The following is an 11,164-nucleotide window of genomic DNA, read 5'->3' on the forward strand; positions in this document are numbered from 1 at the left end:
CGCCCTGGGGATCGGCGCCGGCCTCGATCGCGCCGTGATCGACGCCGCGCCTCGGCACGTCGACGCGCCGCGTCCAGCGCGGCCGTCGCGCAAGCCTGTCCGGCGGCCGCCGCGGACTTGGCCGTCTCCAGCTCCGCGATGCGCTCGATCAGCGCCGATTCGTCGGCCAACGGGTCGATGATCGCCAATTCTTCGAACATACATGCGATAGTAGCCGGCGCCACCGACAAGTCCCTCGCTACGCTGGCCGTGTGAGCGCCGAGCGCCGGATCAGGGTGGCGCGGGTCTACGACGATGTCGGCCCCGACGACGGCCAGCGTGTGCTGGTCGACCGTATGTGGCCGCGAGGGGTGCGCAAGGGTGACCCGCGGGTGGGGACCTGGTCCAAGGACGTCGCGCCGTCCAAGGAGCTGCGCGAGTGGTATCACCACCGGTCCGGACACTTCGACGGATTCGCCAAGCGGTACGAGGCCGAACTCGTCGACAACCCGGCCTTCGAGGAGCTGCGCGAGCAGTCCCGGCACGGCGTCGTCACCCTGGTCACCGCGACCCGCGACCCGAGCATCAGTCATGCGGCCGTCCTCGCGGAGCTGCTGAAAAGCCACTGAACGCGTGAGACGATCGTGCGATGCGGCTGGGATTGCACGCCCTGGGGATCGGCGCCGGCGCCGATCGCGCCGTGATCGACGCCGTCGCGTCGACCGCGGACGACTGCGGTTTCGCCACGCTGTGGGCCGGCGAACACGTCGTCATGGTCGATCGACCCGCCTCCCGCTACCCCTACTCCGACGACGGCGTCATTGCCGTTCCGGCACAAGCGGATTGGCTTGACCCGACGATCGCACTGAGCTTCGCCGCGGCGGCCTCGTCCCGGATCGGGCTGGCGACCGGGGTGCTGCTGTTGCCCGAGCACAATCCGGTGGTGGTGGCCAAGCAGGCCGCCAGCCTGGATCGCCTCGGCGGCGGGCGCCTGACCCTGGGTGTCGGCGTGGGCTGGTCCCGGGAGGAATTCGCCGCGCTTTCGGTGCCGTTCGCCCGTCGCGGCGCGCGCACCGCCGAATACGTTGCCGCGATGCGCGCCGTGTGGCGCGACGACGTCGCCTCGTTCGACGGTGATTTCGTGCGCTTCGACGCCATACGGGTCAACCCGAAGCCGGTGCGTGACCGCCACATCCCGATAGTCGTTGGCGGCAACAGTGATTCGGCACTGCGCCGGGTGGCGACGTGGGGTGACGGCTGGTACGGCTTCAACCTCGACGGTGTCGAAGCCGTGCGCGACCGGCTCGCCAGGCTGGAGCGGCTGTGCGCCGAGGCGGCGCGCGACCGTGAAGAGCTGCGGCTCTCGGTGGCGCTGCGCGATCCGAGCGCCGGTGATCTCGGTGCCCTCGCCGAGCTGGGCGTCGACGAATTGGTTCTGATCGCCGCTCCGCCCGACCGCCCCGATGCGGCGGCCGAATGGGTTTCGGCCCTGGCCGAACGGTGGATGGCGGGGGCGCCGGCGTGAGCGACGACGACCCCATACTGCCGCGGGAGTTGACCGACCTCCGCGACGAAGTCCGCGCCGTCCCCCCGCCGCCGATCCCGACCTTGCCCGAGCCCTACGGGTTGCGGCTGGCCGATCCGGACGCCGACGCCGACATGATCGCCGAGTGGATGAATCGGCCGCACCTGGTGGAAGCGTGGGAGTCCGCCTGGCCGGCGGCGCGCTGGCATCGATACCTGCGGGCGCAACTCGACGGCGGCTTCTCGCGCCCATTCGTCGCCACGCTGGACGGCATACCCCGCGCTTATATCGAGTTGTACAGGGCGGCAAAGGATTCCATCGCCAACCGGTATGAACACGATCCCCACGACCTGGGCTTGCACGTCGCGGTCGCCGATCTGGACTACATCAAGCGCGGTCACGTCAGTCACCTGCTGCCCTACCTGATCGGCAGCATCCTGGGCCTCGATCCGCAATGCCGGCGCATCATGTTCGATCCGGACCACCGCAACGTCCTCGCGCGCACGTTCTGCGAGCGGGGCGGCTGCGTTTTCCTCGGCGAGCACGACATGTCGAACCGGCGGATGGCGCTCTACGCGCTGCCCCGGACGCCCGCCGACGTTCCCGGCGGCTGACTCACAGCTGCTCGGCGATCCGCTGCGCCAGGAACGCGGCCGCCTCGCCGAGTGCGACGCTGACGACGATGTTGGCGATAGCCGCGCGCAGCTGGCGTTCCTCGCCGAGCCGCTGGGTTTCCAGCATCCAGGTGGAGAACGTGGTGTAGGCGCCGACGAACGCGGTGCCGGCCAGCAGGGCCGCTTCCCTGCCCAGCACTAGGCCCCCGAGAAAGCCCAATAGCGCTGCGCCGCTGACGTTCACGGCCAGCGTGCCGAATGGGAAGGACCGGGCCACCCGGCGGGCCACCGCGCGGTCGACCACGAAGCGCAGCACCGAGCCGACGCCCCCAATCAGCCCCACACCGACCCACAGCGCGACCGTTGTGACCGCGCCGGCCGTCATCCGCGCACCCGGTCCCGGCGCACCAATTTGGTGGCCAGGTGCACGGCCAGCAGTCCCAGCGCGATGCTGGTCACGGTGTAGCCGACGGCCAGCGCCCAGTGGCCGCGTTCGAGCATCCTGAGCGTCTCGACCTGCATCGTCGAGAAGGTGGTGAGCCCGCCGCACAGTCCGGTGCCCAGGAGGGGCCGCCGATAACTCGACAACGGCAGGCGTTCGAGCAATCGGGTGGTGAAGTAGCCGACCAGGAAGGCGCCGACGATGTTCACCGCGAACGTCGGCCACGGCCACCTCGCCGGGTCGCCGGCGGCGAGCGTGCCCAACCCGGCACGGGCCAGCGAGCCCAGCGCCCCGCCGGCGAAGACCGCGGCAAGCTCGCGATAGTCGTGGGCCACGCGTGATCCCCTTCCCTGTGCAGGACTTACGGGTGGGTGAATCCGGGACGTCAGAAAAGTACCTGACAAGTCAGCGGCGTGTGTCGCGGGCAGAATTGGGAACCATGGCCCACCCCCGCGCCGGTCAGCCGGCCCAGCCCGAAGACCTTGTCGATCTGCCTCACCTGGTGACGGCGTACTACACGGTTGCGCCCGACCCCGACGACGTCGCCCAACAGGTGGTGTTCGGCACGTCGGGCCATCGCGGTTCGGCGCTGGACGGGGCGTTCAACGAGGCCCACATCGTGGCGATCACCCAGGCGATCGTCGAGTACCGCGCCGCGCACGGCACCACGGGGCCGCTGTTCATCGGCCGTGACACGCATGGCCTTTCCGAGCCCGCATGGGTGTCGGCGCTCGAGGTGCTGGCCGCCAACGACGTCGTCACCATGGTGGATTCGCGGGACCGCTACACCCCGACACCGGCGGTCAGCCACGCGATCCTCAATTACAACCGCGGCCGCACCGACGGGCTGGCGGACGGCATCGTGGTGACGCCGTCACACAACCCGCCTGCCGACGGTGGCTTCAAGTACAACCCGCCCAACGGCGGCCCGGCGGATACCGACGCGACGAACGCAATCGCCAAGCGCGCCAACGAAATTCTCCGCGACGGCTCCGGGGTGAGGCGGGTGCCGTTCGCGCGAGCGCTGCAGTCCGTGCAGCGGCACGACTACCTGGGCAACTACGTCGACGACCTGGCAGGCGTGGTCGACATCGACGCGATCCGGGCGGCCGGGGTGCGGATCGGCGCCGACCCGCTGGGCGGGGCCAGCGTCGACTACTGGGGTGAGATCGCCCAGCGGCACGCCCTCGACCTGACCGTGGTGAATCCGCTGGTGGATGCGACGTGGCGGTTCATGACGCTCGACCACGACGGCAAGATCCGGATGGACTGCAGTTCGCCCGACGCGATGGCCGGGCTCATCGCCAACCGCGACCGCTACCAGATCGCCACCGGCAACGACGCGGACTCCGACCGGCACGGCATCGTCACCCCGGACGCCGGCCTGATGAACCCGAACCACTACCTGGCGGTGGCCATCGACTACCTGTACACGCACCGGCCGTCGTGGCCGGACGGCATCGCCGTCGGCAAGACCGCGGTCAGTTCGTCGATCATCGACCGGGTGGTCGCCGGCATCGGCCGCAAGCTGGTCGAGGTGCCCGTCGGGTTCAAGTGGTTCGTCGACGGCCTGATCAGCGGCACCATCGGGTTCGGCGGCGAGGAATCCGCGGGCGCGTCGTTCCTGCGGCGCGACGGCTCGGTGTGGACCACCGACAAGGACGGCGTCATCCTGGCGCTGCTGGCCTCCGAGATCCTGGCCGTCACCGGATCGACCCCGTCGCAGCGCTACCAGGAGCTGACCGCCGAGTACGGCACGCCGTTCTACGCGCGAGTCGACGCGCCGGCCGATCGCGACCAGAAAGCCCGGCTGGCCAAGCTCTCTCCCGAGCAGGTGACCGCGACCGAGGTGGCCGGCGAGCCGATCACCGCGAAGCTCACCACCGCGCCCGGCAACGGCGCCGCGTTGGGCGGATTGAAGGTGACGACCGCCAACGCATGGTTTGCTGCGCGGCCGTCGGGCACCGAGGACGTGTACAAAATCTACGCGGAATCCTTCAATGGCCCCGAGCATTTGGCGGAGGTGCAAGAAGCCGCGCGCGAGGTGGTTAATAAAGTCATTGGGTGACCATTTCCCTCAGGCTTACCCGTTCGGGAGAACGTGGTTCCCGCTCCCCGCGGCTGCCGCGCGAAGTCTGGATTCTGAGCTGGGCGAATGTGATGGTCGCGCTGGGCTACGGGGTGGTGTCGCCGGCGATGCCGGCTTTCGCGCATACCTTCGGGGTGAGCATCAAGGCGGTGACTTTCCTGGTCACCGTCTTTTCGTTGAGCCGGCTGTGTTTCGCGCCGGTCAGTGGCGTGCTGGTGCAGCGGTTGGGCGAGCGGCGGATTTACATCGGCGGTTTGCTGATCGTCGCGCTGTCGACGATCGCGTGCGCGTATTCGCAGACGTATTGGCAGCTGCTGCTGTTTCGCGCGATCAGCGGGATCGGCTCGACGATGTTCTACGTCTCGGCGCTGGGACTGATGATCCACATCAGCCCGCCCGACGCGCGCGGGCGGATCGCGGGGCTGTTCACGACGTCGTTCATGGTGGGCGCGGTCGCTGGTCCCGCGGTCGGCGGCCTGACGGCGGGATGGGGGTTGACCGCTCCGTTCATCGTCTACGGCGTGGCCATGCTCGGTGTGGCGGCGGTGCTCTTCTACGGCCTGCGAAACTCGGAACTGGCCGCGCCCCCGCCGCCGACACGGTCGACGGTGACGATGCGGCAGGCGCTGCGGTTCCGCGCGTATTGGTCGGCGCTGCTGTCCAACTTCGCGACCGGCTGGGCGGCGTTCGGTCTGCGGGTCGCGCTGGTGCCGCTGTTCCTCGCCGACGTGATGGGGGAGAGCGTCGGCATCATCGGGGCGGCGCTGGCGGCCTTCGCGGCCGGTAACGCCGTCGCCGTCATTCCCAGCGGCTACCTGTCCGACCGGATGGGACGGCGCACGTTGTTGATCGTCGGCCTGGCGACGTCCGGCGTGGCCACCGCCGCGTTGGGAGTCGTGTCGTCGTTGCCGGCGTTCATGGTCGCCGCCGCCCTATCCGGTGCGACGACGGGCATCTTCATGTCGCCGATGCAGGCCGCGGTCGCCGACATCCTGGGCAACGAGGCGCGCGCGGGCATTCCGGTGGCCGCGGTGCAGATGCTGTCCGACCTGGGTGCGATCGTCGGATCCGTCACCGTCGGGTGGGCCGCCGAGAAACTGAGCTTTGGCTGGGGCTTCGGCATCAGCGGGCTCGTTCTGCTGATCGCCGCCTTTGGCTGGGTGCTGGCGCCGGAAACGCGGACGCTGGTCCATCCCGAGCACGGCCTGGCGGAGCCCTAGGCGGACGGCGAGGCCGCGTGAACTGCAACTTTGAACCGGGGTGGCGGTTGGTGTAGCTTCGATTGGCACGACTTGGGGCTATGGCGCAGCTGGTAGCGCACCACACTGGCAGTGTGGGGGTCAGGGGTTCGAGTCCCCTTAGCTCCACCGGATATTTCGCGGCTTCAGGCGCGCACCGGCAGAGTCCGGTCAGCGGTCGGGCCCTAAGCGTCGTTCTCCTCGCGCAGGGCTTCCATCGCCAAGTTGTTGATCAACCGCCGGCCCTCGGCGGTGCGTAACACAGGCAGCATTGCGGAGACGACACCGGCGGCGGTGAGCGCAAGGCGCAACAGACCATCAGGCGCCGTGTCTGCTTCGCCCAGCACCGCATACTCCGCGTGGGGATCTCCCGAATGTTGTGCCATGGCCATCCTGGCCACGAGCCGGTTGTCGCGGTCGAGGCCGATCTCGTCGGTGGACGCCAAGGTGAAGGTTTCGCCGATCTCCGCAACTTCATCCGGCTCACAGAGCTGAGCCACCAGTTGCCACAGGATCGAGATGGTGGCGCGGATCAACTGTGGCAGCCGGTCGGCCGGGATGACTTCGTCATCGATGATGACGCGCATGCCGGCTTCGTCACCTCGCTCACCGTGCTGAATGAGTGCCAATGCTCGACGGAAATCTGCCGCACCCACACTGTCGTCACCGGTCATGCTGTTCATCCTGCCGAAGGCGGGCGACAGCATCCGAAAGCGGCTAAGGGTCAGGTCCGAGTCCCCTTAACACTGCAAATTCGCCGCAAGTCACCGATGCAGGTTCCACTGGCCGCAATCCGCGGCGAGGACGTCGTTGACGTCGACTTCGAGCCCCCCGACTCTTGGGCCCGGATTCGCTGCCGTACTCACCACGCGTTGGTAGAGAACCGCGGCAGGGTCGACCTGTCCGTGGGACCAGGCCTTGGTCTGCCAGGCCCACCGGTGCCCGGGGGTGCTTGAATTCCCGATAACGCCATCGGCGGCGGCCCATCGGCACACATCAATCCCGCCGTAGACGCCGGTGCGCTGCACCCCCAGCACCGAGTTGATGCCGCGAAACCACTTGAGCGCCAGATTGTTCCAGGTGTCGTGGTTGATGTCCTCGTCGATGCTGAAGAAGATCGGAGCGCTCTGGCCACCACCCGCCTCGGTATGCAGCTTCCAGGCGGTGCGCGCATCGGCAACGCCGCCCTCGAATCCACGCCTGAAGTCCGATGGTGCTGTCCCGCCCGGCTTCCCGTATTGGTAATTGCTGACGATGATGAGCCCAGCTGCGGTCAGCTGCTCGGCGTAGGACCGCGTGATCGGCTTGGCACCCATGGACGAGCCGGGGCGCGAGAGCGAGACGTAGTTGATGACCCCGGAGTGGCCGGAGGCTCTAATCTGCTGCGCCGGTATTTGGCGCGCGGCGAAGTCGATCAATGTGGGGGTGGCGCCGACGGCGGCACGGGCAGGGGCGGTTGTCGATGCCGCATACAGCGCTGGCAGGGCAGAGATAGCGATGGCGCAGCGCAATACGTCGCGCCGGGGGAGAGGGCGCGACCGCTGCGCACTCACCGACAAGTCCTGCATCGCGTGATGTTAAATTTGTGACTTTTGTCAACATAAGTGGCGCATTGCAGTCGATACCGAATCGGTTTCTACGGTTCACCGTGTCGAGTCCATGGCGCCTGGTCGACGTGGGACATCCGCGATCGGCAGCCAAACTCTCAGAAACCTCGTACCGCCGGTACGCATAACCGACGACCCACGTGGGTACGCGGCCGAGTGAACGGTTGTTCGCAGAGAATCGACGCCCGCAAGGCCTGTAGGCGGGAGGGAGCTTCTGAATGCCCGAGGTCCAACTTCACCACGAGGGACACCCCATGTATCGCCGGATGGTCCGGTTCGATTGGTCCGAGACGCCGCTGCACTGGGTGCCCGACGATCCGTTCTCGACGCACATGATCAACGTCCTGCACCTGCTGCTGCCCGAGGGCGAGCGCCACTTCATCAAGGCGGTCCTCGAGGCGTCGTCGCTGGTCGATGACCCGGAGTTGGAGGCGGCGATCAAGCCGTTCATCCAGCAGGAGTCCTGGCACGCGTGGGCGCACCAGGTGGTGCTCGACCACCTCGCCGAGCAGGGCATCGACACCAAGCCGTATACCGATCGGCTCGGGCGGCTGTTGTCGATGACGCTGGGCGACCCGCCCAAGTGGTTTCCGCCGGCCATGAAGCGGTGGTGGCTATATCGGCGGCTGGCCGACGTGGCCGCGCTGGAGCATTACACCGCGATGTTGGGCCAGTGGGTGCTGACGAACCGGGGTCTGGACTACGCCAAGGCCGACCCGATGATGCTCGACCTGCTGCGCTGGCACGGCGCCGAGGAGGTCGAGCACCGCTCGCTGGTATACGACGTGTACCAACACGTCTCCGGGAACTACTTGATCAGGGCCTTCTCGATGTTGTTCGTCTCGCCGCTGTTCATCGGCTGGTGGGTCGCGGGGGCTCGTTACCTGATGGCCCAGGACCCGACCATCGATCAAAAGTGGCGCTTTAGGGACTGGCTGTGGGCCGCCCGCGAGTACCGGATACCGGGCCCGTGGAAGCTGCTCGTGACGACGCCCGTCCGGTACATGCGGCCCAGCCATCATCCGAACGACGAGGCGTCCACCCAGATGGCGATCGACTACCTGGCGTATTCGCCGGTGGCCAAGGCCGCCCAGGAGCGGGCGCGATCCCAAGGAAAGGCGCCGGATCAAACCCAGGGGATCCAGACGTCCGGCAACGGAGCACGAAAGGCAAAGGGGCGATGAAGGTTTCGGTTGATCTCGACACCTGCGATGGCAACGGCGTGTGCATGAGCATCTGCCACGAGGTATTCGACGTGCGCGAGGACGGTCTGCACGTGCTACAGGACGACCCGCCCGAGGAACTGCGCCAGCAGTTGATCGGCGCCGAGGTGTCCTGTCCGACGCAGGCGATCACGGTGCAGGGCTGAGCGATGCCGAGTCGCCAGCTGAAAGAGGTTGTCGTTGTCGGTGCGGGCGTGGCGGGCACGCGAGCGGCCGAGACGCTGCGGCAAGAGGGCTACGACGGCGCCCTGACCATTGTCGGCGCCGAGCGGCACGCCCCTTACCATCGCCCGCCGTTGTCGAAGAAGTTCCTGACCGGCCAGGTGCACCGAGCCGGCGTCGACTTGGCGCCGCAATTCGACATGGATGCGCGCGTGCTGCGCGGCGCATCGGCCCTCAACCTGGACCTGTCCTCGCGTACCCTCCGCGTGCGCGACGACGGCCAGGACCGTGCCTTGCCGTTCGACGGGCTGGTGATCGCGAGCGGCGCGGTGCCCCGCGAATGGCCGGGCGGCCCGGTCCCCGACGGGGTGCTGATGCTGCGCACGGTCGAGGACTGCCTGGCCATCCGGGACCGGCTGGGTTCGCGACCGCGGGTGGTGATCGTCGGCGGCGGGTTCATCGGCGCCGAGGTCGCCGCCAGTTGCCGGTCAATGGGTTTAGACGTGGTGCTGGTCGAAAAGTCCAGCAGCCCATTGCTTTCCGCGTTGGGCGAGCAGCTCGCGATGCGGTGGGCAGACCTCCATCGTCAACACGGCGTGGACCTGCGGGTGGGCGTGGGCGTCGACGGATTCGTCGGCAACGGTCGGGTGGAAGGTGTTCGGCTCACCGACGGCTCTCAAGTTCCGGCCGACCTCGTCATCGTCGGCCTCGGGGTCACCCCGGCCACCGATTGGCTGGACGGCTCCGGATTGCGGGTCGACGACGGGGTGATCTGCGACGCCTGCGGCAACGCGGAGGGCAGCACCGCGGACGCCCCGGTCGTCGCGGCCGGTGACGTCGCGCGCTGGTGGCACCCGCTGTACGAGCGGCACCTGCGCACCGAGCACTGGGACGACGCGGGCCGCCAGGGTGCGGCCGCCGCGCGGACGCTGCTGGTGGGGCCGCAGGGCGCGGAGCCCCACGACGAGGTGCCGTACTTCTGGTCCGATCAATACGATGTCAAGCTGCAGATGCTGGGCGTGCCAACCGATTACGACTCCGTCGAGATCGTCGAAGGCGACCCGGGCTCGTGGGAGTTCGTCGCCGCGTACGGGCGCGGCGGGCACACCATCGCGGTGCTCGGGACGATCACGGGCCGGGTGTATGCCTACCGCGAAGCCATCGAGAAGCGCGCCGAGTTTCCGCCGAGCCGACCGGGTTAGCGCAGGCGCACACCCGCCGTGTCAGCCCACCTTCGTCCACGGGGTGCAGCCATGCGTGATGAACTTCGTCACCGGGGCCGAAAGATCCGCCTTGACGGGGGTCGTTTGAATCCCGCTGTCGGAGTTGATCAGCCTCCCGTCGCTGGTCCAGGTGGTGAAGACGCAGGCCGCTCGGTAATCACCCGGTTCGGCGTGCGCGACGTAGGTGCCATAGGGGAGTTGGGCCGGCACCGCGTAGGAGCCGGGTCCATAACCGCCATCCGCGCGCGCCGGCGGGCCGCGGGCGCCGCCGACGATCAGTGCGGACACCAAACCCGCCGCGACAACGGGCGCCCGGACCACTCCCATAGACACGCACATTAAGTCCCGGCGACGACTTGGTGGAGAGTGCGTATCAGGTGCGTGCAGTTTGACTACCCGATTAGGTTTTCGTCTGGATGCGCATTACTCTTTCCCGCGGTTCTGATTGCGACTCTCCGAAAGCAGCCATGCCCATTCAGCCCACCCTGCTGCGCCGACAATCGCTGCGCAGCACCCGCTCGTCGCGGGTCGTGCCTCGCGTGAAATGCCCCATGGTCGGCCAGTGCTTCGACATCGAGATCGCTCGTGACGCCGACGGATGGACAATCCGGATTCCCGAGATCGGCAGGGTCACCCGCACCGTCCGCCGCGACGCCGTGGAACTGGCCGCACGCGAATGCATCGCCACCTGGACCGGTATCCCCATCGGGTATGTCGCCGTGTACGTCGTGAGCGAGAACGTTTAACTCGCACGCGTTCAGCCACGCGTAGTGGCCAAGGTGTGTCTCGCGCGTGACCTCGGCGCGACGATGACGCGAAACGCTCATCATCATGACGATGCTGGCGGCCGTCGCGGCCCTCGCGATGGCAATGGGTGTCGGCTACTACTTCGGCCGGCGCGCGGGATCGACGTCGCCAAGCTGGAAGAGGCGCACGAGCCGGGTCGCCCTCGGGCGCCTCGCGATCAGCTTGCTCGTCCTGTTGACCGCGCGCCGTGCGATGACCCTGTGGGGACCGAGGTTCGTTGTTCCGCTCGGGTTGCTGCGCGGTAGCGTTGCGCGG

General features: G+C 68.0%; 15 protein-coding genes, 1 tRNA gene and 1 pseudogene. 11 read left to right on the plus strand and 6 right to left on the minus strand.

Features of this window, described 5'->3' with window-relative positions:
* A pseudogene (locus tag A5681_RS13985) lies at positions 1-200 on the minus strand (HNH endonuclease); the annotation flags it as partial.
* A 51-nt stretch (positions 201-251) separates the two neighbouring features.
* Between A5681_RS13985 and A5681_RS13990 the strand changes: the two are divergent.
* From A5681_RS13990 to A5681_RS14000, 3 genes are read left to right on the plus strand one after another with little or no spacing between them, the layout of a single operon-like run.
* Entirely contained in the window at positions 252-608 is a 357-nt protein-coding gene (locus tag A5681_RS13990; RefSeq protein ID WP_067275439.1) for a DUF488 domain-containing protein, read from the plus strand.
* A 20-nt stretch (positions 609-628) separates the two neighbouring features.
* Positions 629-1,504, plus strand: coding sequence for an LLM class F420-dependent oxidoreductase (locus tag A5681_RS13995; protein WP_067275441.1), 876 nt, complete (start codon positions 629-631; stop codon positions 1,502-1,504).
* A complete protein-coding gene (locus A5681_RS14000) occupies positions 1,501-2,118 on the plus strand; it encodes a GNAT family N-acetyltransferase (protein ID WP_082968357.1) in 618 nt (205 codons plus the stop codon). The genes A5681_RS13995 and A5681_RS14000 overlap by 4 nt, the downstream gene beginning before the upstream one ends.
* A 1-nt stretch (position 2,119) precedes the next feature.
* Here A5681_RS14000 and crcB (A5681_RS14005) read toward each other — a convergent pair whose 3' ends face one another.
* Positions 2,120-2,503, minus strand: coding sequence for a fluoride efflux transporter CrcB (crcB, locus tag A5681_RS14005; protein ID WP_067275445.1), 384 nt, complete (start codon positions 2,501-2,503; stop codon positions 2,120-2,122).
* The gene (gene crcB, locus A5681_RS14010; protein WP_067275449.1) at positions 2,500-2,895 is read right to left on the minus strand and encodes a fluoride efflux transporter CrcB; all 396 of its coding nucleotides are present in this window, start codon (positions 2,893-2,895) and stop codon (positions 2,500-2,502) included. The genes crcB (A5681_RS14005) and crcB (A5681_RS14010) overlap by 4 nt, the downstream gene beginning before the upstream one ends.
* Positions 2,896-2,999: 104 nt before the next feature.
* Here crcB (A5681_RS14010) and pgm point away from each other — a divergent pair, with 104 nt between their 5' ends.
* From pgm to A5681_RS14025, 3 genes are all read left to right on the plus strand, one after another.
* Positions 3,000-4,628 carry a phosphoglucomutase (alpha-D-glucose-1,6-bisphosphate-dependent) gene (pgm, locus tag A5681_RS14015; protein ID WP_067275456.1) on the plus strand — a complete coding sequence of 543 codons (1,629 nt, stop codon included), beginning with the start codon at positions 3,000-3,002 and terminating at the stop codon, positions 4,626-4,628.
* Between the two features lie 92 nt (positions 4,629-4,720).
* A complete protein-coding gene (locus A5681_RS14020; protein WP_067275458.1) occupies positions 4,721-5,869 on the plus strand; it encodes an MFS transporter in 1,149 nt (382 codons plus the stop codon).
* Between the two features lie 74 nt (positions 5,870-5,943).
* Positions 5,944-6,016: transfer RNA gene (locus tag A5681_RS14025), tRNA-Ala, on the plus strand.
* Positions 6,017-6,072: 56 nt separating this feature from the next.
* On the opposite strand, the gene A5681_RS14030 is transcribed toward A5681_RS14025, so the two are convergent.
* Both A5681_RS14030 and A5681_RS14035 read right to left on the minus strand, forming a co-directional pair.
* A complete protein-coding gene (locus A5681_RS14030) occupies positions 6,073-6,561 on the minus strand; it encodes a hypothetical protein (RefSeq protein ID WP_156737976.1) in 489 nt (162 codons plus the stop codon).
* A 90-nt stretch (positions 6,562-6,651) separates the two neighbouring features.
* The gene (locus tag A5681_RS14035; RefSeq protein ID WP_067275460.1) at positions 6,652-7,455 is read right to left on the minus strand and encodes a DUF1906 domain-containing protein; all 804 of its coding nucleotides are present in this window, start codon (positions 7,453-7,455) and stop codon (positions 6,652-6,654) included.
* 257 nt (positions 7,456-7,712) lie between these two features.
* Here A5681_RS14035 and A5681_RS14040 point away from each other — a divergent pair, with 257 nt between their 5' ends.
* The 3 genes from A5681_RS14040 to A5681_RS14050 are packed head-to-tail and all read left to right on the plus strand — an operon-like array spanning position 7,713 to position 10,081.
* Positions 7,713-8,678 (plus strand): metal-dependent hydrolase, encoded by a 966-nt coding sequence (locus A5681_RS14040; RefSeq protein WP_067275462.1) that lies wholly within the window; start codon positions 7,713-7,715, stop codon positions 8,676-8,678.
* A complete protein-coding gene (locus tag A5681_RS14045) occupies positions 8,675-8,863 on the plus strand; it encodes a ferredoxin (protein WP_067275464.1) in 189 nt (62 codons plus the stop codon). Before A5681_RS14040 ends, A5681_RS14045 begins: the two co-directional genes overlap by 4 nt.
* Before the next feature lie 3 nt (positions 8,864-8,866).
* Positions 8,867-10,081, plus strand: coding sequence for an NAD(P)/FAD-dependent oxidoreductase (locus A5681_RS14050; RefSeq protein ID WP_067275465.1), 1,215 nt, complete (start codon positions 8,867-8,869; stop codon positions 10,079-10,081).
* Positions 10,082-10,102: 21 nt separating this feature from the next.
* Here A5681_RS14050 and A5681_RS14055 read toward each other — a convergent pair whose 3' ends face one another.
* Positions 10,103-10,429 (minus strand): hypothetical protein, encoded by a 327-nt coding sequence (locus A5681_RS14055; RefSeq protein WP_067275466.1) that lies wholly within the window; start codon positions 10,427-10,429, stop codon positions 10,103-10,105.
* Positions 10,430-10,653: 224 nt separating this feature from the next.
* Here A5681_RS14055 and A5681_RS14060 point away from each other — a divergent pair, with 224 nt between their 5' ends.
* Positions 10,654-10,848, plus strand: coding sequence for a long chain fatty acid-CoA synthetase Faa4p (locus tag A5681_RS14060; RefSeq protein ID WP_067275471.1), 195 nt, complete (start codon positions 10,654-10,656; stop codon positions 10,846-10,848).
* Positions 10,849-10,933: 85 nt separating this feature from the next.
* On the plus strand, positions 10,934-11,164 hold a 231-nt coding region (locus tag A5681_RS14065), incomplete at its 3' end, for a hypothetical protein (RefSeq protein WP_067275469.1).

The organism is Mycobacterium scrofulaceum (assembly GCF_001667885.1).
Taxonomy (GTDB): Bacteria; Actinomycetota; Actinomycetes; order Mycobacteriales; family Mycobacteriaceae; genus Mycobacterium; species Mycobacterium scrofulaceum_C.

Bases quoted from the DNA above. Each gene is read 5' to 3' on its own strand.
- A5681_RS13995 (WP_067275441.1), top strand. From the start codon at position 629: ATGCGGCTGGGATTGCACGCCCTGGGGATCGGCGCCGGCGCCGATCGC.
- crcB (WP_067275445.1), bottom strand. From the start codon at position 2,503: ATGACGGCCGGCGCGGTCACAACGGTCGCGCTGTGGGTCGGTGTGGGG.
- pgm (WP_067275456.1), top strand. From the start codon at position 3,000: ATGGCCCACCCCCGCGCCGGTCAGCCGGCCCAGCCCGAAGACCTTGTC.
- A5681_RS14020 (WP_067275458.1), top strand. From the start codon at position 4,721: ATGGTCGCGCTGGGCTACGGGGTGGTGTCGCCGGCGATGCCGGCTTTC.
- A5681_RS14030 (WP_156737976.1), bottom strand. From the start codon at position 6,561: ATGACCGGTGACGACAGTGTGGGTGCGGCAGATTTCCGTCGAGCATTG.
- A5681_RS14035 (WP_067275460.1), bottom strand. From the start codon at position 7,455: ATGCAGGACTTGTCGGTGAGTGCGCAGCGGTCGCGCCCTCTCCCCCGG.
- A5681_RS14040 (WP_067275462.1), top strand. From the start codon at position 7,713: ATGCCCGAGGTCCAACTTCACCACGAGGGACACCCCATGTATCGCCGG.
- A5681_RS14045 (WP_067275464.1), top strand. From the start codon at position 8,675: ATGAAGGTTTCGGTTGATCTCGACACCTGCGATGGCAACGGCGTGTGC.
- A5681_RS14050 (WP_067275465.1), top strand. From the start codon at position 8,867: ATGCCGAGTCGCCAGCTGAAAGAGGTTGTCGTTGTCGGTGCGGGCGTG.
- A5681_RS14055 (WP_067275466.1), bottom strand. From the start codon at position 10,429: ATGGGAGTGGTCCGGGCGCCCGTTGTCGCGGCGGGTTTGGTGTCCGCA.
- A5681_RS14060 (WP_067275471.1), top strand. From the start codon at position 10,654: ATGGTCGGCCAGTGCTTCGACATCGAGATCGCTCGTGACGCCGACGGA.